Origin of the sequence: Streptomyces carminius (assembly GCF_002794255.1) — a bacterium.
GTDB lineage: Bacteria > Actinomycetota > Actinomycetes > Streptomycetales > Streptomycetaceae > Streptomyces > Streptomyces carminius.
Genome location: NZ_PGGW01000050.1, coordinates 22,695 through 49,184, shown reverse-complemented (window position 1 = coordinate 49,184; position 26,490 = coordinate 22,695). Strand labels below are relative to the sequence as shown.

General features: G+C 73.3%; 27 protein-coding genes and 1 tRNA gene. 14 read left to right on the top strand and 14 right to left on the bottom strand.

The features are described from left to right. Nucleotides 1–4 precede the first annotated feature (4 nt). The 5 genes from CUT44_RS14655 to galU all read right to left on the bottom strand — a co-directional run bounded on the left by CUT44_RS14655 (nucleotide 5) and on the right by galU (nucleotide 4,145). The gene (locus CUT44_RS14655) at nucleotides 5–631 is read right to left on the bottom strand and encodes a GNAT family N-acetyltransferase (RefSeq protein WP_100201815.1); all 627 of its coding nucleotides are present in this window, start codon (nucleotides 629–631) and stop codon (nucleotides 5–7) included. Continuing rightward, on the bottom strand, nucleotides 628–1,140 hold the full coding sequence (locus CUT44_RS14650) for a MogA/MoaB family molybdenum cofactor biosynthesis protein (RefSeq protein WP_100201814.1): 513 nt from the start codon (nucleotides 1,138–1,140) through the stop codon (nucleotides 628–630). The genes CUT44_RS14655 and CUT44_RS14650 overlap by 4 nt, the downstream gene beginning before the upstream one ends. Beyond that, on the bottom strand, nucleotides 1,137–1,655 hold the full coding sequence (gene moaC / locus CUT44_RS14645; protein WP_100201813.1) for a cyclic pyranopterin monophosphate synthase MoaC: 519 nt from the start codon (nucleotides 1,653–1,655) through the stop codon (nucleotides 1,137–1,139). Before moaC ends, CUT44_RS14650 begins: the two co-directional genes overlap by 4 nt. Before the next feature lie 138 nt (nucleotides 1,656–1,793). Then, a complete protein-coding gene (locus CUT44_RS14640; protein ID WP_100201812.1) occupies nucleotides 1,794–3,239 on the bottom strand; it encodes a molybdopterin molybdotransferase MoeA in 1,446 nt (481 codons plus the stop codon). 3 nt (nucleotides 3,240–3,242) lie between these two features. Beyond that, nucleotides 3,243–4,145 (bottom strand): UTP--glucose-1-phosphate uridylyltransferase GalU, encoded by a 903-nt coding sequence (galU, locus tag CUT44_RS14635; protein ID WP_100201811.1) that lies wholly within the window; start codon nucleotides 4,143–4,145, stop codon nucleotides 3,243–3,245. A gap of 124 nt (nucleotides 4,146–4,269) precedes the next feature. Here galU and CUT44_RS14630 point away from each other — a divergent pair, with 124 nt between their 5' ends. Further along, nucleotides 4,270–4,920 (top strand): 5-formyltetrahydrofolate cyclo-ligase, encoded by a 651-nt coding sequence (locus CUT44_RS14630; protein ID WP_100201810.1) that lies wholly within the window; start codon nucleotides 4,270–4,272, stop codon nucleotides 4,918–4,920. Nucleotides 4,921–4,962: 42 nt separating this feature from the next. Here the strand turns inward: CUT44_RS14630 and CUT44_RS14625 are convergent, their stop codons facing one another. Then, complete coding sequence (locus CUT44_RS14625; RefSeq protein ID WP_100201809.1) at nucleotides 4,963–7,731, bottom strand: penicillin acylase family protein; 2,769 nt, start codon at nucleotides 7,729–7,731, stop codon at nucleotides 4,963–4,965. Between the two features lie 271 nt (nucleotides 7,732–8,002). Between CUT44_RS14625 and CUT44_RS14620 the strand changes: the two genes are divergently transcribed. The 6 genes from CUT44_RS14620 (at nucleotide 8,003) to mscL (ending at nucleotide 14,195) form a co-directional block, all read left to right on the top strand. Next, nucleotides 8,003–9,490 (top strand): potassium/proton antiporter, encoded by a 1,488-nt coding sequence (locus CUT44_RS14620; protein WP_100201808.1) that lies wholly within the window; start codon nucleotides 8,003–8,005, stop codon nucleotides 9,488–9,490. Between the two features lie 270 nt (nucleotides 9,491–9,760). After that, nucleotides 9,761–11,197, top strand: coding sequence for an MFS transporter (locus tag CUT44_RS14615; protein WP_408646732.1), 1,437 nt, complete (start codon nucleotides 9,761–9,763; stop codon nucleotides 11,195–11,197). Between the two features lie 110 nt (nucleotides 11,198–11,307). Further along, nucleotides 11,308–11,673, top strand: coding sequence for an FmdB family zinc ribbon protein (locus tag CUT44_RS14610; protein ID WP_100201807.1), 366 nt, complete (start codon nucleotides 11,308–11,310; stop codon nucleotides 11,671–11,673). A gap of 114 nt (nucleotides 11,674–11,787) precedes the next feature. Further along, nucleotides 11,788–12,636: an S-methyl-5'-thioadenosine phosphorylase gene (locus CUT44_RS14605; RefSeq protein ID WP_100201806.1), complete on the top strand. Its 849-nt coding sequence runs from the start codon at nucleotides 11,788–11,790 to the stop codon at nucleotides 12,634–12,636. Between the two features lie 269 nt (nucleotides 12,637–12,905). Then, entirely contained in the window at nucleotides 12,906–13,505 is a 600-nt protein-coding gene (locus tag CUT44_RS14600; RefSeq protein ID WP_233221345.1) for an RcpC/CpaB family pilus assembly protein, read from the top strand. A gap of 132 nt (nucleotides 13,506–13,637) precedes the next feature. Beyond that, a complete protein-coding gene (gene mscL / locus CUT44_RS14595; RefSeq protein ID WP_100201805.1) occupies nucleotides 13,638–14,195 on the top strand; it encodes a large conductance mechanosensitive channel protein MscL in 558 nt (185 codons plus the stop codon). A gap of 67 nt (nucleotides 14,196–14,262) precedes the next feature. Here the strand turns inward: mscL and CUT44_RS14590 are convergent, their stop codons facing one another. Continuing rightward, entirely contained in the window at nucleotides 14,263–14,475 is a 213-nt protein-coding gene (locus CUT44_RS14590; protein WP_199185674.1) for a hypothetical protein, read from the bottom strand. 131 nt (nucleotides 14,476–14,606) lie between these two features. Between CUT44_RS14590 and CUT44_RS14585 the strand changes: the two genes are divergently transcribed. Then, complete coding sequence (locus CUT44_RS14585; RefSeq protein ID WP_408646736.1) at nucleotides 14,607–15,779, top strand: P1 family peptidase; 1,173 nt, start codon at nucleotides 14,607–14,609, stop codon at nucleotides 15,777–15,779. Nucleotides 15,780–15,964: 185 nt separating this feature from the next. On the opposite strand, the gene CUT44_RS14580 is transcribed toward CUT44_RS14585, so the two are convergent. After that, complete coding sequence (locus CUT44_RS14580; RefSeq protein ID WP_100201804.1) at nucleotides 15,965–16,981, bottom strand: sigma-70 family RNA polymerase sigma factor; 1,017 nt, start codon at nucleotides 16,979–16,981, stop codon at nucleotides 15,965–15,967. 180 nt (nucleotides 16,982–17,161) lie between these two features. Between CUT44_RS14580 and CUT44_RS14575 the strand changes: the two genes are divergently transcribed. Continuing rightward, nucleotides 17,162–17,683, top strand: coding sequence for a GNAT family N-acetyltransferase (locus tag CUT44_RS14575; RefSeq protein ID WP_100201803.1), 522 nt, complete (start codon nucleotides 17,162–17,164; stop codon nucleotides 17,681–17,683). A gap of 158 nt (nucleotides 17,684–17,841) precedes the next feature. Here CUT44_RS14575 and CUT44_RS14570 read toward each other — a convergent pair whose 3' ends face one another. Continuing rightward, the gene (locus CUT44_RS14570) at nucleotides 17,842–18,513 is read right to left on the bottom strand and encodes a TetR/AcrR family transcriptional regulator (protein WP_100201802.1); all 672 of its coding nucleotides are present in this window, start codon (nucleotides 18,511–18,513) and stop codon (nucleotides 17,842–17,844) included. 273 nt (nucleotides 18,514–18,786) lie between these two features. Here CUT44_RS14570 and CUT44_RS14565 point away from each other — a divergent pair, with 273 nt between their 5' ends. Next, on the top strand, nucleotides 18,787–20,610 hold the full coding sequence (locus tag CUT44_RS14565; RefSeq protein WP_100201801.1) for a glycoside hydrolase family 3 protein: 1,824 nt from the start codon (nucleotides 18,787–18,789) through the stop codon (nucleotides 20,608–20,610). 97 nt (nucleotides 20,611–20,707) lie between these two features. Then, nucleotides 20,708–20,783 (top strand) — tRNA-Arg (locus CUT44_RS14560). A 116-nt stretch (nucleotides 20,784–20,899) separates the two neighbouring features. Here the strand turns inward: CUT44_RS14560 and CUT44_RS14555 are convergent. The 4 genes from CUT44_RS14555 to CUT44_RS14540 form a co-directional block, all read right to left on the bottom strand. Continuing rightward, nucleotides 20,900–21,367, bottom strand: a complete 468-nt coding sequence (locus CUT44_RS14555) for a type II toxin-antitoxin system VapC family toxin (RefSeq protein WP_100201800.1) — start codon at nucleotides 21,365–21,367, stop codon at nucleotides 20,900–20,902. After that, on the bottom strand, nucleotides 21,357–21,626 hold the full coding sequence (locus CUT44_RS14550; RefSeq protein WP_100201799.1) for a type II toxin-antitoxin system Phd/YefM family antitoxin: 270 nt from the start codon (nucleotides 21,624–21,626) through the stop codon (nucleotides 21,357–21,359). The genes CUT44_RS14555 and CUT44_RS14550 overlap by 11 nt, the downstream gene beginning before the upstream one ends. A 186-nt stretch (nucleotides 21,627–21,812) precedes the next feature. After that, nucleotides 21,813–22,001, bottom strand: a complete 189-nt coding sequence (locus CUT44_RS14545; protein WP_233221344.1) for a hypothetical protein — start codon at nucleotides 21,999–22,001, stop codon at nucleotides 21,813–21,815. A 158-nt stretch (nucleotides 22,002–22,159) separates the two neighbouring features. Next, the gene (locus tag CUT44_RS14540) at nucleotides 22,160–23,044 is read right to left on the bottom strand and encodes a fructosamine kinase family protein (RefSeq protein ID WP_100201798.1); all 885 of its coding nucleotides are present in this window, start codon (nucleotides 23,042–23,044) and stop codon (nucleotides 22,160–22,162) included. Nucleotides 23,045–23,585: 541 nt separating this feature from the next. Here CUT44_RS14540 and CUT44_RS14535 point away from each other — a divergent pair. The 3 genes from CUT44_RS14535 to CUT44_RS14525 all read left to right on the top strand — a co-directional run bounded on the left by CUT44_RS14535 (nucleotide 23,586) and on the right by CUT44_RS14525 (nucleotide 25,946). Then, on the top strand, nucleotides 23,586–23,789 hold the full coding sequence (locus tag CUT44_RS14535) for a cold-shock protein (RefSeq protein ID WP_100201797.1): 204 nt from the start codon (nucleotides 23,586–23,588) through the stop codon (nucleotides 23,787–23,789). Between the two features lie 286 nt (nucleotides 23,790–24,075). Continuing rightward, on the top strand, nucleotides 24,076–25,518 hold the full coding sequence (locus CUT44_RS14530) for a DEAD/DEAH box helicase (RefSeq protein ID WP_100201796.1): 1,443 nt from the start codon (nucleotides 24,076–24,078) through the stop codon (nucleotides 25,516–25,518). An 80-nt stretch (nucleotides 25,519–25,598) separates the two neighbouring features. After that, nucleotides 25,599–25,946, top strand: a complete 348-nt coding sequence (locus CUT44_RS14525; protein ID WP_100201795.1) for an SCO5918 family protein — start codon at nucleotides 25,599–25,601, stop codon at nucleotides 25,944–25,946. 169 nt (nucleotides 25,947–26,115) lie between these two features. On the opposite strand, the gene CUT44_RS14520 is transcribed toward CUT44_RS14525, so the two are convergent. Next, entirely contained in the window at nucleotides 26,116–26,454 is a 339-nt protein-coding gene (locus CUT44_RS14520; protein ID WP_100201794.1) for a MerR family transcriptional regulator, read from the bottom strand. Nucleotides 26,455–26,490: the final 36 nt, after the last annotated feature.

Here is a 26,490-nt window from a genome sequence, read left to right as displayed (position 1 = left end):
TATTTTATTTTCGTGGCGCACCTGGTCTGGACCTCCGGTGCCAGCGGTCCAGCAGCCCCTCGGGGACGTCCTCCGTCGTCAGCGCGTACACCAGATGGTCCCGCCAGGCGCCGTCGATGTGCAGATAACGCGGCCGGAGCCCCTCCTCCCGGAATCCGAGTTTCTCCACCACCCGGCGGCTCGGTCCGTTCTCGGGACGGATGCAGACCTCGATCCGGTGCAGTCCGACCGTGCGGAAACAGTGGTCCACGGCGAGCGCGACGGCCGTCGGCATCACCCCGCGCCCGGCCACCTCGTGATCGACCCAGTAGCCGATATGGCCCGAGCACATCGACCCCCAGGTGATCCCGGCGACCGTCAGCTGGCCGGCCAGCCGCCCCTGGTGGTCGACGACGAACGGCAGCATCCGGCCCGCCTGCGCCTCCGCCCGCAGATGGCGCACCATCTGCCGGTACGTCGGGCGACGCGGCGGCAGCCGGCCGGGCAGGGCGGGCGGGACGGTGGCCTCCCAGGGGCGCAGCCACTCACGGTTCCGGTGGTTGACCTCGCGCCAGGCGCGGTGGTCGCGCAGCCTTATGGGGCGGAGGGCGACATCCCCGTCCGCCAGCTCGACCGGCCAGAACGCGTTCAGCTCTGGTCCTTCCTGGGGTGGTCCCCGCCGTGGAGCTGGTCCACGGCGTGCACCAGCAGCTTCTCCAGGACGGCCAGCCCGTCGCGCACACCGCCGGCGGAGCCGGGGAGGTTGACGATCAGTGTGGTGCCCGCGACGCCCGCGGTGCCGCGCGACAGCGCGGCGGTGGGGACCTTGGCGAGTCCGGCCGCGCGGATCGCCTCGGGGATGCCGGGGATCTCGTGGTCCAGTACGGAGCGGGTCATCTCCGGGGTGCGGTCGGTCGGGGAGATACCGGTGCCGCCGGTGGTGAGCACCACGTCGTAGCCGCCGGCGACCGCCTCGCGCAGCACCCCGGCCACCGGCTCGCCGTCCGGGACGACGCGCGGCCCGTCGGTGGCGAAGCCCAGTCCCGCCAGGGCCTCGGCCAGCAGCGGCCCGGTGGTGTCGGCGTAGACGCCCGCGGCGGCGCGGTTGGAGACGGTGACGGCCAGGGCGCGGCGGACGGGGGCCGGGGAGCCCGGGTTCACGACCGGCTCCAGTCCCCGGAGGCGCCCCCGGTCTTCTCCTCCACCCGCACGTCCGTGATGACGGCGCCCTTGTCCACCGCCTTGACCATGTCCACGACGGTGAGGGCCGCCACCGACACGGCCGTCAGCGCCTCCATCTCCACGCCCGTGCGGTCGGTGGTGCGCACCGTCGCCGTGATCTCCACCGCGTCGTCCGCCACCACCAGGTCCACCTTGACCCCGGAGAGCGCCAGCGGGTGGCACAGAGGGACGAGGTCGGGGGTGCGCTTGGCGCCCATGATCCCGGCGATCCGGGCGGTGGCCAGCGCGTCGCCCTTCGGTACGCCCGCGCCGCGCAGCAGCTCCACCACACGCGGCGCGACGAGCACCCGGCCGGTGGCGCGGGCGGTGCGGGTGGTGACGTCCTTGGCCGAGACGTCGACCATCCGGGCGGCCCCCGTCTCGTCGACGTGGGTGAGGCGCCCGGCCGGGCCGGGCGGACTGGCGGTGGGGTTCCCCTGCTGCGCGCTGCTCATCACTCTCCTGTGCGGCGATCCGTTCCGGTCGGTCGCCGGTCAATTGCCGAACACCTGTCGGACAACTGTCGGACAGGTGTCAGACAACTGCCGAACGACAACCGACAACGGTACCCGCAGGCGCCGGTGGCGGTCGGCTCACTCCAGGAGCACGACCTCCAGTTCGTCGCCCCGGGCTACCCCGGTGGTCTGCTCGGGTACCACGATCAGCGCGTCGGCACGCGCCAGGGAGGCCGTCAGATGGGAACCCGCGCCGCCGGCCGGGCGTACCGTGCCGGTCTTCTCACCGGGGGCCGGCGGGGTGTAACGGCCGCGCAGGAACTGCCGTTTGCCGTCGGGTGAGGTGAGCGGCCCGTCGCACTCGACGCGGGCGCGGACCGTCGGGCGGGAGACGGGCTCCAGCCCCATCAGGGTGCGCAGGGCGGGACGGACGAACAGCTCGAAGGAGACGTAGGAGCTGACCGGGTTGCCGGGGAGGGCGAACAGCGGGGTGCCGTCGGGGCCGACCAGGCCGAAGCCCTGCGGCTTGCCGGGCTGCATCGCCAGCCGGCGGAACTCCACACCGCGGGCGGGGGTACGGGCGGGGGCGGAGGCGGCCTCGGATCCCTCGGCGGCGTCGGTGGCGGCGGCGGTGGCGGCGGGCTCGGCGGAGTCTCCGTCTCCGTGCTCGTGCTCGTCCCCGGGGCGGACCGGTTCGGCGCCGCCCAGCGCCGTACCCGCCAGATCGGACAGCGCCTCCTTCACCACGTCGTACGCCCCCACGCTCACCCCGCCGCTGGTGACGACGGCGTCGGCGCGCACCAGCTGGTCCTCGATCACCTCGCGCAGCGCGGGCGCGTCGTCGGCCACCGCGCCGACGCGGTAGGCGATGGCGCCCGCGGCCCGGGCGGCGGCGGTCAGCGCGAAGCTGTTGGAGTCGTGGATCTGCCCGTGGCCCAGCGGCGAGCCGGGCGGGACCAGTTCGCTGCCGGTGGAGAGCACCACCACGCGCGGGCGCGGCCGTACGGTGACGGTGCCTTGGCCGATGGCGGCCAGCAGGCCGATCTGCGCCGGGCCCAGCACGGTGCCTGCGGTCAGCGCGACCGAACCGGCGCGTACGTCGCTGCCCTTGTCCCGCACGTACTGCCGGGCCTCGGCCGGCCGGTGGACACGGACCCCGCCGCCCGCCCCGGACGGGTCGGCGCGGTGAGCGGCCATGGCCTCGGCGGGGCCGCCGCCGGTACCGCCGTCGGTCCACTCCACGGGGACGACGGCCTCGGCGCCGGGCGGCAGCGGGGCGCCGGTCATGACCCGGGCCGCCTGGCCCGGGCCGACCTCCGGCGCCCGCCCGGTGCCCGCGGCCACGTCCCCGACGACCCGGAGCACCGCCGGGTCGTCCTCGCTCGCCCCGGCCACGTCGGCGACCCGCACGGCGTAGCCGTCCATGGAGCTGTTGTCGAAGGGGGGCAGGGAGACGGGCACCAGGACGTCCTCGACGAGGACGCAGCCCTGGGCGTCGAGCAGTTGCAGCTCGATCGGCTCCAGCGGCCGCACCGACCGCAGGATGTCGGCCAGGTGCTCGTCGACGGACCAGGTCTCGCTCAAGTCCTACAGCTCCTTGTTCACGAAGTCGCTCAGCCAGGCCCGGAACTCCGGGCCGAGGTCCTCGCGTTCGCACGCCAGCCGGACGATGGCCCGCAGGTAGTCGGCGCGGTCGCCGGTGTCGTAGCGGCGGCCCTTGAAGACCACGCCGTGCACCGGCCCGCCGATGGCGGGATCGGCGGCCAGCGCCTGGAGGGCGTCGGTGAGCTGGATCTCGCCGCCGCGGCCGGGCTCGGTCCGGCGCAGCACGTCGAAGACGGCCGGGTCCAGGACGTAGCGGCCGATGACGGCCAGATTGCTGGGCGCGGCCTCGCGGGACGGCTTCTCCACCAGGTCGGAGACCTTCACCACGTCGTCGTCGCCGGTGGGCTTGGCGACGGCGCAGCCGTAGAGGTGGATGTTCTCCGGCTCGACCTCCAGCAGCGCGACGACACTGCCGCCGTAGGCGGCCTGCACCTCGATCATCCGGGACAGCAGCGGGTCGCGCGGGTCGATCAGGTCGTCGCCGAGGAGGACGGCGAAGGGCTGGTCGCCGACGTGCGGGGCGGCGCACAGCACGGCGTGGCCCAGGCCCCTGGGGTCGCCCTGGCGCACGTAGTGGATGGTGGCCAGGTCGGTGGACTCCTGGACCCGGGTGAGCCGGTCCTCGTCGCCCTTGCTCCGCAGCACCTCCTCCAACTCGTAGTTGCGGTCGAAGTGGTCCTCCAGGGGACGCTTGTTGCGGCCGGTGACCATGAGGACGTCGGGGAGCCCGGCGGTCACGGCCTCCTCCACCACATACTGGATCGCGGGCTTGTCGACGACAGGCAGCATCTCCTTGGGAGTCGCCTTCGTGGCCGGCAGGAACCTGGTACCGAGCCCGGCGGCCGGGACGACGGCCTTCGTGATCCGTGCACGTGAGGTAGTCATGTCAGCACCATATCCGTTGGCCGGACGCACAACCCGCAGGTCCGGCAGGCCCGCCGCGATCCACGGCCGGCCGTCCGCGGGCGGTCCCGCGGAAGGGGAGAAACGGGGAGAGGGAGCGATCACCATGGGTGAGGGCAGCGGCGGAGGCGGTACCGGGGAGGGCACCGCGGGAGGTGGCCGTGCCGGTGCCGCCGCGGACAAGCGCGCGCTGCGGCGCGCCCTGCTGGCGGCGCGGGCGGCGCTGCCCCAGGAGGAGCTGCGGCGGGCCGCCGGGGCGGTCGTCCGGCACGCCCTGGGGCTGGCCGAGCTGACCGGCGCGCGCGCCGTGGCGGCGTACGTCCCGGTCGGCCGCGAGCCGGGGGGCCCGGAGCTGCTGGACGCGCTGCGCGGGCGCGGCGTACGGGTGCTGCTGCCGGTGCTGCTGCCCGACGACGACCTGGACTGGGCGGTGTACGAGGGCCCCGGCTCCCTGGCGCGGGCCGGCCGGGGGCTGCTGGAGCCCACCGGCCCCCGGCTGGGCCCGGACGCGGTCACGGCGGCCGGTGCCGTACTGCTGCCGGGGCTGGCGGTGGACCGGCGCGGGACGCGGCTGGGACGGGGCGGCGGCAGCTACGACCGGGGGCTGGCCCGTGTCGAGTCCGCCGGTGCCGCCCCGGCCCGGGTGGTGCTGCTCCACTCCGGCGAGCTGCTGGCGGCCGAGGTGCCCGCCGAGCCCCACGACCGGCCGGTGCACGCCGCGGTGACCCCCGAGGGGGTGCACCGCTTCACGGCGTGACCCGGGCGTCCGCGTCCGGCCGGGGCTCGGGGACGAGGGCCGTCAGGGCTCGGGGGTGAGGGCCATCTTGTCCTCGGTGGCCTTCTCCACGGCTTCCTCGCCGAACGGCCAGTCCAGCATCTCGCCGTCGGCCCACAGGTCCGTCTGGTCGATGTAGTTCGAGTGGTAGGCGTGGCCGGAGGCGCCGGTGAGGTTGATCCAGCGGGACTCGTCGAGCCTGGCCATGTTGACCACCATGCGCATCGACGGCACCCAGACCACCTGGTAGCCGCCTGCCGCGTTCCAGCCGGTGGCGTTGACGGCCGCCTCGCCGCCGCCCAGGTTCCACGGGCCGCGGTTGAGCAGGTGCTGGACGAAGCCCGGGCCCTCGGTGCCCAGCGTCTGGTTCTTCAGCATCAGCCGGTGCAGGCGGCCCCAGCTCCAGGTGTCGATGTCCTTGCCGAGCTTGGTGGTGAGTTCCCAGCGGGCGTCCCGCAGGGCGTCGGCCAGCAGCTCGTCCCGGTCGCCCGCGCCGGTCTCGTACCGGCTGCCGGGGGTCCACCAGCCGCTGTCGGGCTTCTCCAGCAGGTTGTACACGACCTCGTACCAGCGGTCGCCGCCGTCCGGCTGTGCGGACTCCGGGGCCCGCATGCCGCACTCGCGGACGGTGCGGACGGTGCCGTCGAGGTCCTCGACGGGGCCGGAGTCGTCGGCCGGGCGGACGCGCAGGCACTCGCCCTCGACCCGGACCTCCTTGGGGAGCTTGTTGCCGAAGGAGAGCTTGAGGAGGTTGCGCCACACGCCGTTGAAGTAGGCGGCGGGGGCCGAGTCGGCGTCCTGGGTGTAGTCCCAGCCCTCCAGCAGTTCCTGGGCCTCGCGGACGTAGGGGTCCTTGACGTCGATCCTCAGCAGGTGGGGCACCAGGATCTTGGCTATCTCGCTGCTGTTGTCCAGCTGCATGGTGGCCATGTCCTCGGTGGAGACCCTGCCGCCCTCCTTGATCTTCGACTGGATGAGGTCCTCGATCCGCCGGCTGCGCGCGCCGTAGCCCCAGTCCTCGGTGAGCAGGTAGGGGTACTTCTCGGCGTCGACGACGGCCTGGTTGGCGGTGACGATGTAGCCGCGCTCGGGGTTGTACTCCCAGGGCAGTTCGTCCTGCGGGATGTAGCCGGTCCACTCGTGGTCCGGGTCCCAGCCGGGCGCCGGGTAGCGGCCGTCACCCTTGCCGCGGACCGGGATGCGGCCGGGGGCCTGGTAGCCGATGTTGCCCTCGGTGTCGGCGTAGAGCAGGTTCTGGGAGGGGACGGCGAAGTCGGCGGCGGCGGCGCGGAACTCCTCGAAGTCCCCCGCCCGGTTGAGCTTGAAGACGGCGTCCATGGTGTTGGACGGCTCCAGCGCGGTCCAGCGCAGCGCGACGGCGTAGCCCTTGCCGCGGTCGGGTGCCCGGTCGCCGACGGGGGCGTGGTCGCCGACGGTGCCCAGTTCCGCGCTGCGGTCGGAGACGATCGGGCCGTGGCGGGTGGAGCGGACGGTGATGGTGCGGTCCTTGCCGCCGGCGACCTTGATGGTCTCCTGGCGGGTCTCGTACGGGATCCGCTTTCCGTCGTAGACGTACTTGCCGTCCTCGATCTTCTCCAGGTACAGGTCGGTGACGTCGGCGCCGAGGTTGGTGAAGCCCCAGGAGATGTCCTGGTTGTGGCCGATTATCACGCCGGGCATGCCGGAGAAGGTGAAGCCCGCGACGTCGAAGGGGCAGGCCTCGCCGACCTCGTTGCAGTGCAGGCCCATCTGGTACCAGATGGAGGGCAGTTGCGGGGCCAGGTGCGGGTCGTTGGCCAGCAGGGGCTTGTCGGTGGTCGTGTGCTTGCCGTGGACGACCCAGGAGTTGGAGCCGATGCCGTTGCCGTTCGGGCCGAGCAGGGCGGGGAGCCGGTCGAGGACGTCGGAGAGACCGGTGAGCTGCGTCCGTACGCCGTCGGGGGATCCGGCGCCCTGGGTGCCGGTGCCGGTGCCGGTGCCGTCGGCGGATCCCTCCGTACCCTCGCCGGTGTCCCCGTCGGCCTCCCCGCCGGAAGGGGCCTCGCTCCCGGGGTCGAACGCCTCCTGGGCGGGGTCCACCGCGCCCTCCCGCACGATCGGCTTGTTCCGCTCGTACGGGTAGTCCGGGTACAGCTCCTCGATCTGCCGCTCCTCCAGCCGGCCGGCGAGGAGGGCGCGGTCGATCTCGTCCTGCATGTTGCCGCGCAGGTCCCAGGCCATGGCCTTGAGCCAGGCGACGGAGTCCACCGGCGTCCACTTCTGCGGCGTGTAGTCGTTGACGAAGCCGAGGGCGGCGTACTCCAGGGAGAGTTCCGCGCCGCCGCGCTCCGCGAGGTAGGAGTTGACCCCCTCCGAGTACGCCAGCAGGTACTCCTTCGTCGTCTTCGACAGCTTGCTCTCGTACTCCTCCTCCGCCACCTTCCGCCAGCCCAGGGTGCGCAGGAAGGCGTCGGTCTCGACCTGGTCCTCGCCGAACATCTCCGACAGCCGGCCGGCCGTCAGGTGCCGCCGCACGTCCATCTCCCAGAAGCGGTCCTGGGCGTGGACGTAGCCCTGGGCGCGGAAGAGGTCCTCGGCGCTGTCGGCGTAGAGCTGGGGTATGCCGTGGCCGTCGCGCTTGACGGTCACCGGGGCGGACAGGCCGTCCAGCTGGAGCGAACCGGTCGTCTGCGGGAAGGAGGCGCGGACGGTGTCCACGCCCCAGTACGTCCCGTAGCCGAGACCCGCCACGAGCAGCAGCACGACTGCGATCACGGAGAAACGGGCGCGTCGTGAGGTCTTCTTGGCGGGCATCGCTGTCCTTCGCGGGCAGGGTGGGACCAGGAGTGCTGGAGCAACCATAGGACGAGACGGGCCCCGGACCGGCAGGGAGCCCGGGCAACAAAGCCGCAACCTTCAAGCAATGGTAAATTGTTAGGCAGGCAAATGACTTTCGGCGGCCGGAGTCCGGCCGTTTCGTCCCCTGTGTCCGCTTCGCACGTCCGTCCCGCACGCCCGCTCCGGTACGCCCGCCCGTACGCACGGAAGGACCCGCCCTCTGACTGTCGACCGCCTCAACGAACTCATGCTGCTCGGCTCGCTCGTCCTGCTCGTCGCCGTCGCGGCGGTCCGACTCTCCTCGCGCACCGGCCTGCCCAGTCTGCTGATCTACCTGGGGCTCGGCATCGCCCTGGGGGAGAACGGGCTGGGCATCAGTTTCGACGACGCCGAACTGACCCAGGTACTCGGCTACGCCGCGCTCGTGGTGATCCTGTCCGAGGGCGGGCTGAGCACCAAGTGGCGCGACATCCGCCCGGTCGCCTCCTCCGCCGCCGTACTCGCCACCGTGGGGGTCTGCATCAGCGTCGCGGTCACCGCGGCGGGCGCCCACTACCTGGTGGGGCTGGACTGGCGGCTGGCACTGATCATGGGTTCGGTCGTCTCCTCGACCGACGCGGCGGCGGTCTTCTCGGTCCTGCGCCGGCTGCCGCTGCCCAGGCGGCTGGCCGGGACCCTGGAGGCGGAGTCCGGGTTCAACGATCCCCCGGTGGTCATCCTGGTCGTCGCCTTCTCGATGGCCGGGCCGGTGGACTCCTGGTACGTCCTCCTGGGGAACATCGCGCTGCAGCTGGCCATCGGCCTCGTGGCCGGGATCGTCGTCGGCAAGATCGGCGAGTACGGACTGCGGCACGTGGCCCTGCCGGCCTCGGGCCTGTACCCGATCGCGGTGCTGGCGCTGTGCGTCCTGGCGTACGCCGGGGGCACCCTCGCACAGGGCAGCGGCTTCCTGGCGACCTACATCTGCGGGATCGTCCTGGGCAACGCCAGGCTGCCGCACCGGCCGGCCACCCGCGGCTTCGCGGACGGCATGGCGTGGATGGCGCAGATCGGGCTGTTCGTCCTGCTCGGACTGCTGGCGACCCCGGCGGAGCTGCTGGACGACTTCGGGGCCGCCCTGGTCATCGGCCTGGTGCTGACCCTGGTGGCCCGGCCGGTGTCGGTCGTGCTGTGCACCCTGCCCTTCCGGCTGCCCTGGCGGGCACAGGCGCTGATGTCGTGGGCGGGGCTGCGCGGCGCCGTACCGATCATCCTGGCGACGATCCCCATGTCCTCCCCCGGGCGGGACAGCGACCGGATCTTCAACATCGTCTTCGTCCTGGTCGTCGTCTTCACCCTGATCCAGGGGCCGACCCTGCCCTGGGCCGCCCGGAAGCTGGGACTGGGCGGGAACGAGGAGGCGATGGACCTGGAGATCGAGTCGGCCCCGCTGGAGCGGCTGCGCGGCCATCTGATCTCGGTCGGCATCCCGCGGGGATCGCGGATGCACAACGTGGAGGTCGGCGAGCTCCGGCTGCCGAAAGGAGCCGCGGTCACCCTGGTCGTGCGGGGGGACAGCAGCTTCGTGCCGGGGCCGACGACCGTCCTGCGGTACGGCGACGAGTTGCTGGTGATCGCCACCGACGAGGTGCGCGAGGCCGCCGAGCGGCGGCTGATGGCCGTGGGGCGCGGCGGCAAGCTGGCGGGCTGGCTGGGATCGGCGGGCAGTACGGCGCTGGGGGGCTCCCGGCGCTGAGGCGCCCGGCCGCCCGTTCGTCTGTCTGTCTGCCCACCGCCCGCCTGCCCACCGGCGGGCGGTGGGTTAACCTGAAATCCGACTTCGTCCGACTTCCGGAGCTCCGACTCCGCCTGATGCAGGGCTGACGCGACCGCCCGGCCGTCCGGCAGCACGCCGCGCCCGCGGTTCCCGCGTGAGAGGACAGCCCTCGGCCGGCCCCGCGCGGCCGCCGTACGCCCGCCGTACGGCGCCCGGGGGCGCGCTACCAGGCGGCAGAAAGGTCAGGTCGTGACCACCACGGTCACTTCCTCGGTCAACCCTGAGCCGGATCCCCCCGGCACGTCCGACGGCTCCTCCCGGAGCCCCTCCCGCAGGGCCGGCTACCGGGAGCTGCTGCGCACCCCCGGCGCCTGGACGTTCCTGGTGCCCGGCTTCCTGGCCCGCCAGCCGTTCGCGATGCTGACCCTGGGCATCGTGCTGCTGGTCGAGGACACCACCGGCTCGTTCGGCGCGGCGGGCACGGTGTCCGCGACCGCCGGGGTCGCGATGGCCCTGTGTGCGCCGCGCGCCGGACGGCTCGCCGACCGTTTCGGCCAGCGCGCCGTCCTGCTGCCCGGCATCGCGCTGCACGCCGTCTCCGTCGCCCTGCTGACCTCGCTGGCCCTGTCCGGGGCCCCGCTGTGGGCGCTGCTGGTGACGGCCGTGCCGGCCGGCGCCTCGGTGCCGCAGGTCGGCCCGATGGTGCGGGCCCGCTGGGCGCACCTGCTGCGGGACCGCCCCGGGACGCTGCCGACGGCGGCGGCGCTGGAGTCGGTCACCGACGAGCTGACCTTCGTCCTCGGCCCGGTGCTGGCGACGGCGCTGTGCACCGGGGTGCATCCGGCCGCCGGGCTGGCCGCGGAGGGGGTCCTCACCGTCGTCGGCGGACTGCTCTTCGCGGCGCGGCGCCGTACCCAGCCCCCGGTCCAGCGCCGCGCCCGGGTCACCGCGGACAGCGGGGGTGCCGGGGGTGCCGCGGGCACCGGGACGGACGGCGGCCCGCACGCCTCGGCGCTGTCGGTGCCGGGCGTACGGGTGCTGATCGTCGCCTTCCTGGGCGTCGGCGCGGTGTTCGGCGGCATGCAGGTGTCACTGGCCGCCTACACCGAACACATCGGGCAGCCGGACCTCAACGGCGTGCTGTACGGGATCTTCGCGGCGGGCAACATGCTGGCCGGCCTCGGCTACGGGGCGCTGACCTGGCGGTCGTCCCCGCGACGGCGGCTGCTGGTCTCGTACGGGCTGCTGGTGCTGGCCACCGCGCCGCTGTGGGCGGTGGACTCGGTGGTGCCGCTGGCCGTTCTCGGGCTGCTGGCCGGCGCGGGCATCGGGCCGAGTCTGATCACGGGTTTCACGCTGGTGGAACGGCTGACCCCGCCGACCGTCCGCACCGAGGCGTTCACCTGGCTGACCGGGGCGGTCGCGCTGGGGCAGGCCGGGGCGGCCACGGCGGCCGGGCAGCTGGTGGACGGCTTCGGGACGAACGCCGGGTTCGCGGTGCCGCCGCTGGTCACCGCGCTCGCGCTGGTGATCGTCGCGGTGCTGCGCGGGCGGCTGGTCCCGGCGGCACCGGACACCCCGGTGGTGAAGGGACCGGTCCCCTCCCGCCCGTCCCGTCCGGGGCCCGTCCGGGACGGGCGGGAGGACTCCGGGCAGGACTCCGGACGGGGGACGCGGAGGGGGTGACGGCACGTGGCGAGGGTCACCGTCGGCCGTCCGCAGTGGACTAAGCCGCCGGAATGCTGCACCATGGTGCGTCGTTAGCACTCCACAGGTAAGAGTGCCAGGAGGAGCAAGTGCCGACCTATCAGTACCAGTGCACCGAGTGCGGCGAGGGCCTGGAAGCGGTTCAGAAGTTCACCGACGACGCGCTCACCGAGTGCCCGAGCTGCGAGGGACGCCTGAAGAAGGTGTTCTCGGCGGTCGGCATCGTCTTCAAGGGCTCCGGCTTCTACCGGAACGACAGCCGCAGCTCCTCGTCCGGCAGCTCGGCTTCGTCGTCGTCTTCGTCTTCCTCGGCTTCCTCGGCTTCGTCGTCGTCCTCGGCCGAGAAGAAAAGCGACAGCTCGTCGTCTTCTTCCTCGTCGTCGGGTTCGTCGTCGTCCTCGTCGTCGGGTTCGTCGGGCGGCTCGTCCTCCAAGGCGGGTTCGACGGCGGCCTGAGGCGGCGCGTCCCCACGACACGTCCGGCCCCCGGACGCATCCCGAACGCCACCGACCCCGCCGCGGCCCGGCGGGGTCTCCGGCGTGCCCGCCGGGCGGGCTAGGGTGACGGCCATGACTTCTCAGACAGGAAGCGCTCCGCAGGCGGAGATAGGCGTCATCGGCGGGTCCGGGTTCTACTCCTTCCTGGAGGACGTGACGGAGCTCACGGTGGAGACGCCCTACGGCCCACCGAGCGACTCCCTCTTCCTCGGCGAGGTCGCCGGGCGGCGCGTGGCCTTCCTGCCCCGGCACGGGCGCAAGCACCACCTGCCGCCGCACCGCGTCAACTACCGCGCCAACCTCTGGGCCCTGCGCTCGGCCGGTGTGCGCCAGGTGCTGGGGCCGTGCGCGGTGGGCGGTCTGCGCCCCGAGTACGGGCCGGGCACCCTGGTCGTCCCGGACCAGCTGGTGGACCGTACGAAGTCACGCGTCCAGACCTACTACGACGGCGAGGCACTGTCCGACGGCTCGGTGCCGAACGTGGTGCACCTGACCTTCGCCGACCCCTACTGCGGAGCGGGCCGTACGGCCGCGCTCGCGGCGGCCCGCGGCCGGGGGTGGGAGCCGGTGGACGGCGGCACGATGGTGGTGGTCGAGGGACCGCGCTTCTCGACCCGCGCGGAGTCGCGCTGGCACGCGGCACAGGGATGGTCCGTGGTCGGGATGACCGGGCACCCGGAGGCCGTCCTCGCCCGGGAACTCGCCCTGTGCTACACCTCGATCGCCCTGGTCACCGACCTGGACGCCGGTGCGGAGACGGGTGAGGGCGTCTCGCACGAGGAGGTGCTCGAAGTCTTCGCTCAGAACGTCGGACGGCTGCGCGAGGTGCTCTTCGACGTGGTGGCCGGACTGCCGGTGGAGCGGGAGTGCGGGTGCGCGGGCGCGCTGGACGGCATGGACCCGGGGATCGCGCTGCCGTAGGGACGGCCGGCGTGGAGCCGGCGTGGGGCCGCCGCGGGACGCGTCCTGCGTGGCGTGAGGGGCGTGTGCGGCCCGTGTGGGTGACGGAGTTGTCCACAGCCTGTGGGCTCTCCACAGGGCCCGGCGGACTCGCGCGGAACCGGCCATCGTGAGGGAGTTCCCTCTCCAAGGCGGTGACCGCGGTGTCCTCTTCCCCCTGCCCTTCTCTCCCTTCCGCCTCCCGGCGCTCTTCCTCCCAGCCGTCCTCCTGTCCGCCTCCTTCCTGTCCCGTGCCGGAGTTCGAGCCGGTGCGCGCCGGCCGCGGTCTCCTCGGGTCGCTGCGGACGGCGGGACGGGGCAGGCGCGCGGCGGCCGTCTCCCTCGCCGCGGCCGCCACGGTGGCCGTGGCCTGGATGCCGCGTGGCGGGCCCGGCGGGGAGCCGGCCCCGTCCGCGCTCGGGTCCGCCGCACAACGGGCGCCGGCACCCGCACCACCCGCACCGTCGGCAGCGGCCCGGTCCTCGCCCGGGCACGGCGGTGACACGGCGGCCGAGGTCGAGGCCCCGGTGCGGATTCCGGACGCCGCCGTGGTGCGACTGCTGCGGCCCGGCGACCGGGTGGACGTACTGGCCACCACCGTCGACGACACCACCGCGGGCGTCCCGGCCGGCCGTCCTGCCCGGACCGTCGCCCGGAACGTACGGGTGGCCGCCGTTCCCGGTCCCGGCCCGGACGGCTCCGGCTCCTCCGGTGCGTCCGGTCTCTCCGGTGCCTTTGGTGCCTCCGGCGAGGAAGCCGGGGCGCTGGTGGTGCTCTCGGTGCCACGGCCCGTGGCGGCCCGGCTCGCCGGGGCCGCCGCACACTCCCAACTGGCGGTGACCCTGTGCTGACCTGCGCCGACCGGCCGCTCCCGGGGCCCGCCCCGGACGGATCCCCGGATTGGACAACCGGCGCGGGGGTCATGCAGCGTGTGCTGCGTTCCGTCGGCGAGGGTCGGCGCGCATGTGCAGAGAGGCAGTCCGTTGAGCGAGAAGCAAGGCGTCCTGAACGGGTTCAAGGCCTTCCTGATGCGGGGCAACGTGGTCGACCTGGCCGTTGCCGTCGTCATCGGAGCGGCCTTCACCAAGATCGTGAACTCGGTCGTGGAGGGCGTCATCAACCCGGTGGTGGGCTCCATCGGGCCCAAGGACCTCGACCGCTACCACTCCTGCCTCCAGGGCCCGTGCGAGATCGACGAGTCGACGGGCGCGGTCATCAACGGCATCACGATCAAGTGGGGCACGGTGCTGAGCGCCTCCCTGACCTTCCTGATCACCGCGGCGGTCGTGTACTTCCTCATGATCGTGCCCATGAACAAGCTCAAGAAGCGGCTGGACGCCCTGGACACCGAGGAGGCGGCGGAGATGGCCGCGACACCCGCTCAGAAGAGCGAGGTGGAGCTGCTCGCCGAGATCCGCGACACCCTGGTCGCCCTCCGCGCCGAGCAGGGCCCGGCGGCGGGTGCGGCCGGGCTGGGCCCGCAGCGCGGTGCCCCCGGCGGCCCGGGATTCACCGGCGGCGAGGGCACCGGCCGGGCGTAGTCCCGGACACACCCCGCCGTCCACCCGCGCCCGCACTCGTGCTCGAGCCCGCGCTCGCGCTCGTGCCTCACAGGTGGTGCGGGGGCTTCTCCTCCAGGAAACGGGCCAGGTCGGCCGCGTCGCCACCCGCCGTGTCCGCCCGTTCGCCCCAGCCCCGGTCGCCCCAGCCCCGGTCGGTGTCGTCGTTCGACGGCCGGCTCAGCGGGTCGGTGAAGTCCAGTGCGGAAGCCGGGTCCGCCGGGGCACGGTGCCCGGGGCCGGGAGTGGCGGGGGTGTTCATGCCCCCAGGGTACGGCGGCCCCGGCCCGCCGCCCCGGGAGCGTCGCGGCAGCCGCCTCCGGGGCCGTACCGGGGACCATGGCCCGTATGAACAGCACGGACAGCACGGACGGCACGGACGGCACGGACGGCATGGGCGGCACGGACGGCACGGGGTCCGCGGAGGCCATGGGCCCCCTGGACGCACTGACGGACGTAACGGGGCTGCGGGTCGGCCATGCCCGCTACCGGGGCGACGGCCGGCTGACGGGTACGACGGTGGTTCTCGCGCCGGAGGGCGGGGCGGTGGCCGCGGTGGACGTCCGGGGCGGCGGCCCCGGCACCCGGGAGACCGACGCCCTCGACCCCCGCAATCTGGTGCAGCGCGTCGACGCCCTGGTGCTGACCGGCGGCAGCGCGTTCGGGCTGGATGCGGCCTGCGGGGTCGTGGACTGGCTGGCGGAACGGGGCCGCGGCTTCCGGGTCGGCCCCGAACCGGAGCAGGTGGTGCCGGTGGTTCCGGCCGCGTGCCTCTTCGACCTCGGCCGCGGCGGCTCCTGGCGGGCCCGCCCCGACGCCGCGCTCGGCCGCGAGGCGGCCGGGGCCGCCGACCGTACGGCTCCCGGGAGCCCGGTGCCCCAGGGCTGTGTCGGCGCCGGAACGGGAGCGGTGGCGGGTGGCCTCAAGGGCGGAGTGGGCACCGCGAGCACGGTCCTGCCCTCGGGTACGACCGTGGGCGCGCTGGTCGTGGTCAACGCCGCGGGTTCGGTGCTCGACCCGGCGACGGGTGCGCTCTACGGCGAGCTGTACGGCGGCGGGCGTCCGGCCTTCCCTTCCGCGGCCGAGCACGCCGAGGCGCTGCGCAGGCTGGCAGCCGCCCGGCAGGAGTCCGAGCGCCGTACGGCCGCCTCCGTACGCGCGCCGCTCAACACCACCCTGGCCGTGGTGGCCACCGACGCCGCGCTCTCCCGTGCCCAGGCGCACAAGCTGGCGGGCACCTCCCACGACGGGCTGGCCCGTGCGGTCCGCCCGGTCCATCTGCTCACCGACGGCGACACCGTGTTCGCCCTGGCCACCGGGGCCCGGCCGACGGCCGTACGGGAGGCCGCCGACGGCCCCGCCGCCGGAGGGCCCACCGGGGAGCCCGCCGGGGGCCCCACCGGGTTCGAGGCCGTCGAGGAGTTCAACGCCGTGCTGGCCGCCGGGGCCGACACCCTGACACGGGCGGTGGTGAAGGCGGTGCTGGCCGCGGAGGGCGTGGACGGCCCGGGCGGGGTGTTCCCCGCCTACCGCGATCTCTACAGCCGCCCCCGCCCCCGCTCCTGAGCCGTCCCTCCGGGATCCCCCCGGCACCGGAGGCGGCATCCCACGGGCGCGGCAGAGCCCCGGTCACTCGGGGAGTGCCGGGGCTCTGGCCGTGCGGGTCGTGCTGGTCGGATGCGGGTCTTCCGCCGGGGTGTCTCGGGGGCCGGGGCCGCGCGGCACGGTGCGTTCCGCCGTGCCCCGCCCCGTCACGCCGCCGCGTCGAAGCCCGTGTCACGAGCCATCTTCTTCAGTTCCAGCAGGGCGTGCTTCTCGATCTGGCGAATGCGTTCCCGCGTCAGGCCGTGCTGCTTGCCGACCTCCGTCAGCGTGCGCTCGCGCCCATCCTCGATGCCGTAGCGCGCGCGGATGATGGAGGCGGTGCGGTCGTCCAGGCGCCCGATCATTTCCTCCAGCTCCTCACGCCGCAGCATCACGAGCACGGAGTCCTCCGGCGAGGTCGCGGAGGTGTCCTCCAGCAGGTCGCCGAACTGCGTCTCGCCCTCGTCGTCCACGGACATGTTGAGGCTGACCGGGTCGCGCGCCCAGTCGAGCACGTCCGTGACGCGCTCGGCCGTCGAGCCCAGCTCCTCGGCGATCTCGGCGGGCTCGGGGTCGCGCCCGTGCTCGCGGTTGAACTCCCGCTGCACACGGCGGATCCGGCCCAGCTCCTCCACCAGGTGGACGGGCAGCCGGATCGTGCGCGACTGGTCGGCGATCGACCGTGTGATGGCCTGCCGGATCCACCATGTCGCGTAGGTGGAGAACTTGAAGCCCTTGCGGTAGTCGAACTTCTCGACCGCCCGCACCAGGCCCGCGTTCCCCTCCTGGATCAGGTCCAGCAGCGGCAGTCCGCTGCGGGGGTAGCGCCGTGCGACGGCGACGACCAGACGCAGGTTGGAGCGGATGAAGACGTCCTTGGCACGCTCGCCCTCGGCGACGATCGCCGCCAGCTCCTCCCGGCGCGCGGTCGCGCTCGGCGAGTCCTCCGAGACGGGCTCGACCTCGCCGTCGAGGATCTGCTGGGCGTACACACCCGCCTCTATCGCGAGCGAGAGCTCGACCTCCTTGGCCGCGTCCAGCAGCGGAGTGCGGGCGATCTCGTCGAGGTACATGCCGACCAGGTCCCGGTCCGCGACATCCCCCGAGGACGAGGTACGAGCAGTGCGTGCCTCGCCAGAGCCCTTGCTATCGGCCTGACGACGGGCGACGGCACGGGTTGCCATACGTACTCCCTTACGAGTGGTCTACAACTGGTCGGTGGCGGTTCCGGCCACCCGGCGTCTTCTCAACCGGGTGCCCGCTTCGCTGGAAACAACGACTTCAATCCGGACAGAATTCCCAAGCCGCCCATCGACTTTGTCGATCTTGCGGTATCCTGCGCCGCCGCACGAAGGGGGAGCCTTGTGACGGGGAACGGAGAAGTGCAGGTCAGGGCGGGTGGAGAGGAGGACCTCCCGGAGCTGACCGAGATCTACAACCACTACGTCCGTGAGACACCCATCACATTCGACACCGTTCCCCTCACCGCGGCGGACAGACGTCCCTGGCTGCTCTCCCACCCGATAGACGGCCCGCACCGCCTCCAGGTTGCCCGGGACACGGGGACGGGCCGGGTGCTCGGCTACGCCACCAGCGGCCCGCTCCGCCCCAAGCCCGCCTACTCCACCTCGGTCGAGACCAGCGTCTACCTCTCCCCCACCGCCCGCGGCCGGGGCATCGGCACCCTGCTCTACAAGCACCTCTTCGAGGCCCTGTCCGGCGAGGACGTCCACCGCGCCTACGCGGGCATCGCCCAGCCCAACCCGGCCTCCGTACGCCTCCACACCCGTTTCGGCTTCCGCCACATCGGCACCTACGGGGAGGTGGGCCGGAAGTTCGGCCGGTTCTGGGACGTCGCCTGGTACGAGAAGCCGCTGGACTCCTGACCGCCTGCCACTGCGTCGCCCGCCCCGTCCGGACGCCCGGCACACACCGGCCCCCACCGCGAACACCCCCGTCGTCCGCGGTGGGGGCCGGTCACCGGGACGCGGCGTACGCACGCGCTCCCGGCCGTCTCCCGCAGGGCCGTCTCCGGTCGCTCCGGTCAGTCCTCCCGCCGCAGCGCCTCCAGGGTCGCCGCCCGCCCGGGGAGCCGGGACTCCGCCGGGGCACGCAGCCCGTCGAGGTAGATCTGCAACTGCCGGCCGGAGAACCGCTCCAGCCGCGCGCAGTCCGCGCCGGGCAGCGGCCGGGTGAGCTGCCCCACGGCCATCAGCAGATCGCCGGTGTCGGCGTCCGCGCGGAGGCGTCCGGCCCGCCGCGCCCGGTCGAGGAGTTCCCCGACCGCCCCCTCCAGCCGGCGCCGGGCGGCCAGCAGCCGGGGCTCCTCGCTGTCGAAGTCCGCGTCCAGCATCGGGCAGAGGGCACCGACGCGCTCCTGCGCCGCCCCGGTGACGAAGCGGTGCAGCGCCTCGAAGGGATCGTCTCCCCCGCCGCTCGGGCCGCACTCCGCCAGGGCCGCCCGCGCCCGGTCCGTGATCCGCTCCACCACGGCGAGCACGACCTCGTGCGCGAGTGTCTCCCGGTCCGGGAAGTGCCGGTAGAGGGTGGCGTTGCCGACGCCCGCGCGCCGGGCGATGTCGTCGAGCGACGCGTCGGAGCCGTAGCGGGCGAACGCCTGGCCGGCTGCGGCGACGATCCGCTCCCGGTTGCGGACCGCGTCCGCGCGCCGGGGCGGGACGGTGCCGCGCGGGGCGGTGGTGCCGGTGGCCGCCATGCCGTCCCCTCTCGCGGACTCCCGGGGAGCGGGCTCCCGTCGGAATAGGTAACGTCGCAAACGGGGATCGCCTCCCCGGTTGTTCCACATCACCACTGTGACCCGCGTCACATTTCGAGGTGCCCCCGTCCACGGACCACCGGCCCGGCTCCCGGCACTTGTCCACACCCCTGGCCGCCGGCTCGGCACGCTGCGACGATGTGCCCGCCACAGCCCCGACGACAACCCCACAGCCCGTACGCCACCCACCCTCCCGTGTGAGGAGAGCCCCGAATGCAGCAGCCCGTGCCACCCTCCCGCAGACAGGCCCTCGCCACCGGTCTGCTCGGCGCCACCGCGGCCCTGACCGCCTCCACCGCCCTGGCCTCCCCGGCAGGTGCCGCCCGCGCCGACCGTTCCCGGGGCGTACGGGCCAGGGCGCGGGCCGTCCTGCGCCGCATGTCGCTGGAGGAGAAGGTCGGGCAGTTGTTCGTCGTCGAGGTGTACGGCCGGTCCGCCGACGAGCCCGCCGCGGGCAACCGCGCCCTGTACGGCGTGGACACCCCCGCCGAGGTGATCGCCAAGTACCTGCCCGGCGGCGTCATCTACTTCGACGCCCGGCGCGGCCCCGACAACGTCTCCGACCCGCGCCGGACCGCCCGCCTCTCCAACGGGCTCCAGCGCGCCGCCCGCACCCGCGGCGCCCGCGTACCGCTGCTGATCTCCGTCGACCAGGAGGGCGGCAGCGTCGTCTACCGGCTCACCGAGCCCGCCACCCTGCTGCCCGGGAACATGGCGCTGGCGGCCGGCCGCTCGGCGGCCGACACCCGGCGCTCGGCCGAGATCCTCGCCCGGGAGCTGGCCGCGCTGGGCATCACCCAGAACTACGCGCCCGTCGCCGATGTCAACGTCAACCCCGCCAACCCGGTCATCGGCGTCCGCTCCTTCGGCTCCGACCCCGGGCTGTGCGCGGAGCTGACCACCGCCTCCGTACGCGGCCACCACCGCGGCGGGGCCGCCTCCGCCGCCAAGCACTTCCCCGGCCACGGCGACACCGACACCGACAGCCACACCGGACTGCCGCGCATCGACCACACCCGCGAGGAACTGGACCGCATCGACCTGCCGCCCTTCCGGGCCGCCGTCGCCGCCGGGGTCGACACGATCATGACCGCCCACATCGTGGTCCCGGCCCTGGACCCGTCGGGCGTCCCGGCCACCATGTCGCACCCGATCGTCACCGGCCTGCTCCGCGAGGAGCTGGGTTTCGACGGCCTGGTCGTCACCGACGCCCTGGACATGCGCGGCGCCGCCGGCCAGTTCCCACCGGACGTGGCCCCGGTCCGGGCCCTGCGGGCGGGCTGCGACCAGCTTGTCCTCGCCCCCGAGCTGGACACCGCCCACGGCGCCGTCCTGGCCGCCGTCCGCGGCGGCGAGATCCCCCTCTCCCGGCTGGACGCCTCGGTGGAGCGCATCCTGGTCCACAAGATCCGCCGCGGCCTCCTGGCCCATCCGTACGTGGACGAGGAGCGCGCCGTCCGCACCGTCGGCAACGCCCGCCACCGCGCCGACGCACAGGCGATCACCGACCGGACGATCACCCTCGTCCGGAACCACGGCGGCCTCCTCCCCCTCTCCCCCGCCGCCCGCTCGGTGCTGGTCACCGGCTGGGGCACCGGGACCACCCGCGCCCTGGCCGACGCCGTCGCCGACCGCCCCGGCCAGACCGCCACCGTCCTGGAGACGGCAGCCGTCCCGACCGACTCCCTCATCGCCGAGGCCGTCTCCGCCGCCGCGGAACACGACGTGGTGCTCGTCTCCGTCAACGCCGCCGCGGCCGGCTCCGAGCAGGGCGCCGCCCAGGCCGCGCTGGTCCGGGCCCTGACGGACACCGGCCGCCCGGTCGTCGCGCTCGCCGTCCGCAATCCGTACGACATCCGCCGCTTCCCCGGCGTCCCCGCCTACCTGGCCACCTACTCCTACGGCATCCCCTCCCTCCGCGCCGCCGTCCGCGCCCTCTACGGCGACCTCTCCCCCACAGGGAAGCTCCCGGTCACCATCCCCACCCTCGACGCCACCGGCACCCTCCACCCCTTCGGCCACGGCCTGACGTACTGACCCCGCCCGTCCGACCGTCCGCCCGTCCGACCGATCCCCGAAGCACCGCCAACGCGTTCGGCACGCCCCGCCCCGATCCGCTAACCTGTCTGCGCACGCCTTCGTAGCTCAGGGGATAGAGCACCGCTCTCCTAAAGCGGGTGTCGCAGGTTCGAATCCTGCCGGGGGCACCAGCCGAAGGGCCGGTTCGAGGGTTTGCTCCCCCGAACCGGCCCTGTTGCGTGCTCGCGTCCGTGCCGGGCTCGCACCACCGAGTCCGTCGTGATTCCACCGATCCGGCTCCCTGGCATCAGCCCTCGTGAGGCGCCTTCGGGCGGGTGACCGGTACCACGGTGAGGAGTTCGTCCAGCCCTTTGAAGTCATCGGGGTTGGTGGTGAAGAGGGGAAGGCCCTCGGCCACGGCAATGGCGGCGATCATCAGGTCGGCCACCCGGCGACGCGGCTTGCGGCCCGCGCTGATCACCGCGGCGCAGATGCGGCCGTAGGCGCGGGCCGCTTCCGCGTCGAAGGGGATGGGATCGAACTCGTTCTCGGCGCGCTGGAGAACGTCGAGCCTGCGGGCGCGTTCGGCGTGTTCGTCGTAGCCGCTCTGTTCGTCGTTGCGGCGGACCTCGTGCGGACCGGCGGACAGCTCGGCCAGGGTGACGGCGGTGATCGCCATTTCGTCCGGCAGTTCCTCGGGAGCCACCCACCGGCGCAGAATCATGATGTTGGTGTCGAGGAGGCCCTGGGCGTACGCCGAGCGGTCAGCGGACATAGGGATCGTCCGGGTAGGTCTCGGCCGTGGCGGCCTGGTCGGCGCGGAACGTGTCGAGGTCGATGCCGGGAGCGCTCCTGGACATCGCGGTGAACTCCTGACGGGGAACGAACCGGCGGCGTCGCCGCAGAGGAACGAGCTGACCGATCGGATGTCCGTCCCGGGTGACGGTGAACGACTGGCCGCCCTGTATGGCGTCCATGATCTCTCGGGACCGGTTGCGCAGATCCCGTTGGGTGATTTCGGGCTGAATACTCACACTCTTCACGGTAGCACCCGGTGCTACCTGGTGGCATCGGGTGCTGACAGCTTGCGCCGACAAGCCTTCGGCCGTGAGCGCGGCGATCGGCCGCGCAGACCAGCCAGTCGCCAAGGACAACCTGAACCACTCCGGCTACGCGCGCACTGCATCGGCGCGGCCCGGGCCTGGTGTCGAGCAGGCAGATCACTCGGTGCCCGGCTGCTCGTCGCAGGAGCGGGCGCCGAACTCCAGCCCTTCGAAGGGAGCGGAGAGCAGGAACTCCTCGAAGCCGTCATTGCCCGGCGTCACCCGGCGGTGGGGTATCTCGGACAGCGCCTCGATCTCCGTGTCGGCAAGTTCCGTGTCGAAGCGCCGACGCCGACCCTCGGGCAAGGACTCCCGGATGTCACGGATGGTCCGCAGCGGATGCGACGACCGGAACGGCGGGCGGGCCCGCCGCTGGGAGCTGTGGTCACCGGCATTCCCTCCCGTACCTGTTGATCTCGACCGGCAGCCCGACCTGTCGGCCGGAAGCTCCAGGACCTCCCAGGTCAGGTCCGCCGGCGGAACGGAGCGAGCGTGGCGCGGACGAGATCGGCGGCACCCCAGTCGGGGTCGAACTGGGCGATCACGGCCAGGTGCTGGCGGAGCTGGAGGATCGGCATGCGTTCGCGCCAGTCGCGGTCGAGCCCGGTCAGCTCGGCGTACAACTCGAACAGCACATGCGCCTCGGGCGGCGGTGCCGTGGTCCACACGTGGGCCAGGTCGACCTCGGCCCATGTGTACGACACGGCCGGGTCGATCAGTGCGGGTCGCCCGTCGGGGGTGGCCATGACGTTCAGGGCCCACAGGTCACCGTGCGTCAGGCACGCGGGTCTGACCGGCAGCAGCTCGGGCAGCCGGTCGCACAGTCGCTCCAGGGCCGCCCGGTCCGCGCTGTCCAGCGCCTCCTCGACACGGGGCTCGCCCAGCCAGCGCAGCAGGCGGTGCCGGGCGAAGAACTCGAACCCGTCGTCCTCCCAGGTGTTGACCTGCCGGCGACGGCCCAGCCAGTTGTCCCGGTGCCACCCGAACCGGGGGTGCCGCGTGGTGGTGTGCAGGTGTGCGAGCACATGCGCGAGCCGCTCCCAGAAGGCTTCGGTACGCGGCCGGGGCCGCAGTACGGACAGCACGAGCAGGTCGCGGTCCGCGAGGACGACGTCGGGCGTGGCGACGCCGCCCGCCTCGCGCAGCACGGTGAGCCCCTCGGCCTCCGCGGCGAAAACGGCACCCGGCGACGGCTCGCCGAACGCCTTGGCGAACACCGATGTGCCGTCACCGCGGCGTGCGAACCCCGCGGTCGCGGCGAGCCCTCCGGTGGCCGGCTCGACCGCGACGACGTCGTGCAGACCGGCCGCGTGCAGGCGGGAGAGCAGGAGGGACGTCGGTTCTGTCACGGGCGTGCTCCTCTGTGCCGGTGTGCCGGTGTCCGTCGATGGCCTGTGAGGCGGGTGCCGCGGGCTCGCGTCCTGCCCGCCGCGCAGGGCGGGCGGAGTGGCCGTCTCCCGCGGGCAGCCCCCGCCGGAGCGGATCCAGCACACACGGGGAACCGTGCGACACCCCGGCCGGCGTCCGCCCGCGTCGATCCGGTCTTCGCCCCCGTGGCCGAGGGAGACGCCGTGGCCGTGGCTCCACGGACCGACGAGGCCCGGACGGCATCATATCTGTACCCGCGGGAAGAGAATTCGGTGAAATGTGCGGGCAGTTTCGCTGCGACAACAGGCGGAGCAAATTCATTGAGCGCGCACAGACCGCCGCAACGTGCTACTGTCGATCTCAGTTGCAGTTGTGGTTCCCGAATTCCAGTTTCCTCCCGGTCGGCTTCTGCGCCACTGGGAGTGTTTTTTGGCACCGGTCTTCTTCCGGCGGGGTGATCATCGCGGCGACACGGCGTCCGTACAGTGCGGACGCCGACTCACTGCCCCGAAGGAGCAAGACATGGCTACTGGCACCGTGAAGTGGTTCAACGCGGAAAAGGGATTCGGCTTCATCGAGCAGGACGGTGGCGGCGCCGACGTGTTCGCCCACTACTCGAACATCGCCGCCCAGGGCTTCCGCGAGCTGCTCGAAGGCCAGAAGGTGAGCTTCGACATCGCGCAGGGACAGAAGGGTCCGACGGCCGAGAACATCGTCACCGCCTGACACCGGCGCACACTTCGCAGCAGGGGCCCGCATCCTTCGGGGTGCGGGCCCCTGCTGCATGCGCTTCCCACGGTGGCCCCGCCTGCGGGACGACGCCGGGAGGACTGCGGGAAACCCGCGGCCCCACCCACCCGGACTCCCTCCGGGAAAACCCGCTCGGCGCCTCTCGACCGCGCCGTGACACACGATTCAATTCTTCATTCCACCCGGCCTGTTCTTGCAATTCTCCGTGCCGCTTCCCGCTGCGAGAATTCCTTGATACGCGCCGCATCGAGGAAGGTTCCGCATGGACCGCATACGCTCGAACAACCGGTTCGGCTCATCGGCCCCGCGCCGCTCCGGCAGGCCGGTCCGTTCCCACGGCCGCGCCCGCCGCCCCGCCGCGCTCCAGGGCGAGTTCGCCCTCCCGGAGACGGTCACCCCGGCGCTGCCCGCCGTCGCGAGCTTCGCCGATCTCGGCATGCCCGCGGAACTGCTGGCCGCACTCGGCGCGCAGGGCCTGACCACACCGTTCCCGATCCAGGCCGCGACGCTGCCGAACTCCCTCGCCGGCCGCGACGTCCTCGGCCGGGGGCGCACCGGTTCCGGCAAGACCCTCGCCTTCGGACTGGCGCTGCTGGCCCGTACGGCCGGACGGCGCGCCGAGCCCCGGCAGCCGCTGGGGCTGGTCCTCGTACCGACGCGTGAGCTGGCGCAGCAGGTCACCGAGGCACTCGCGCCGTACGCCCGCTCGGTGCGGCTGCGCCTGACCACGGTCGTGGGAGGGATGCCGATCGGCAGGCAGGCCGGCGCGCTGCGCGGCGGTGCCGAGGTCGTCGTCGCCACCCCCGGGCGCCTCAGGGATCTCGTCGAACGCGGCGACTGCCGGCTGGACCAGGTCTCCGTCACCGTCCTCGACGAAGCGGACCAGATGGCCGACATGGGCTTCATGCCGCAGGTCACCGCCCTGCTCGACCAGGTACGCCCGCAGGGCCAGCGCATGCTGTTCTCCGCCACCCTCGACCGCAACGTCGATCTGCTCGTGCGCCGCTACCTGAGCGACCCCGTCGTGCACTCCGTCGACCCGTCGGCCGGTGCGGTCACGACGATGGAGCACCATGTGCTCCACGTCCACAGCGCCGACAAGCACGCGGCCACCACCGAGATCGCCGCACGCGACGGCCGAGTGATCATGTTCCTGGACACCAAGCACGCCGTCGACCGCCTCACCCGGCACCTCCTGAGCAGCGGGGTACGGGCCGCCGCCCTGCACGGGGGCAAGTCCCAGCCGCAGCGCACCCGTACGCTGACGCAGTTCCGGAGCGGGCACGTCAACGTGCTGGTGGCGACCAACGTCGCCGCGCGCGGCATCCACGTCGACAGTCTCGGCCTCGTCGTCAACGTCGATCCTCCGACCGACCACAAGGACTACCTCCACCGCGGTGGCCGGACGGCCCGCGCGGGCGAGTCCGGCAGCGTCGTCACCCTCGTCACCCCGGACCAGCACCGCGCCATGACCCGCCTCATGGCGACGGCCGGCATCGTCCCGCAGACCACCCGGGTCCGCGCCGGTGCGGAGGCCCTGCAGCGCATCACCGGTGCCCGGGCGCCCTCCGGCGTGCCGGTCGTCATCACCGCACCGGTAGCCGAACGCTCCGGGCGCGGTGCCACCTCACGCGGTCGGCGCCACCCGGCCGCGGCGGCCCGGCGCGCGTCCGCACGGCGGTCCGTCTCCGGTGCGGCCGCCTAGCACCGGAACCGCTCCGACCGGGGGACCGGTCCCTCTCCCCCCTCCCCCTCCCCTCTCCTTCCGCTCCTCTGTGAGGCATCATGCGCTGTGTAATCGCCCGCTTTCCGTTCGAGCTCACCAAGGGTGGCGTGCTGACGTCGATGAAGGGCGTCAAGCCCGAGCCGGTCACCGGCGAGTCCGTGATCATCGGGCGCCGCCACTACCCCGCCAAGCAGGTCGGTCAGGTCATCACCCACCAGGACCGCCGCGATTTCAGCAGCGACGAGGTGCTCAGGGCGATGGCCCGGCTCGGCTTCACCTGCCGCACCGCCCCCAGGGCCGCGGTCGCGACGATCGTCGATCCGCTCCAGCGGGCTTCCGCGATGCTCGGCGCCCCGGCTCCCGGTGGCTCGCGGGACGGGCGGGAGCCCGCATCAGGACAGCGATGACAGCAGTGACAGCAGTGAAGTGACGACAGCGGTGCGGGCGGTGCGGGCGGGGGCGACCACAGTCCTGGGCGCTCCCGCCGCGGACACCGCGGGAGCCGCGGTACGCCCGGTCGGCACACCGCTCGCGGGCCGAGCGGTGTGCCGGCTGCCGTCCCCGTGAGGACGCGGGTCAGGCGTCCGCCTTGTGGCCGGAGCCGACACCACCGCGTCGCAGTTCCTCGTTGATGCGCTGGGCCTCTTCGAGCTGGTCTTCCAGGATGATGATGCGGCAGGCCGCCTCGATGCCGGTGCCCTGGTCGACCAGTTCACGGGCGCGGGCGGCGATCCGCAGTTGGTAGCGGGAGTAGCGGCGGTGGCCGCCCTCGGAGCGCAGCGGCGTGATCAGCCGGGCTTCCCCGAGCGCCCGCAGGAAGGCGGGCGTGGTGCCGAGCATCTCCGCCGCCCGTCCCATGGTGTAGGCGGGGTAGTCGTCGTCGTCGATTCGGTCGAGCGGTGTGCCTGCGGTCATCTGCACCTCTGATCGGGGAACGCGTCAAGGGGGCCT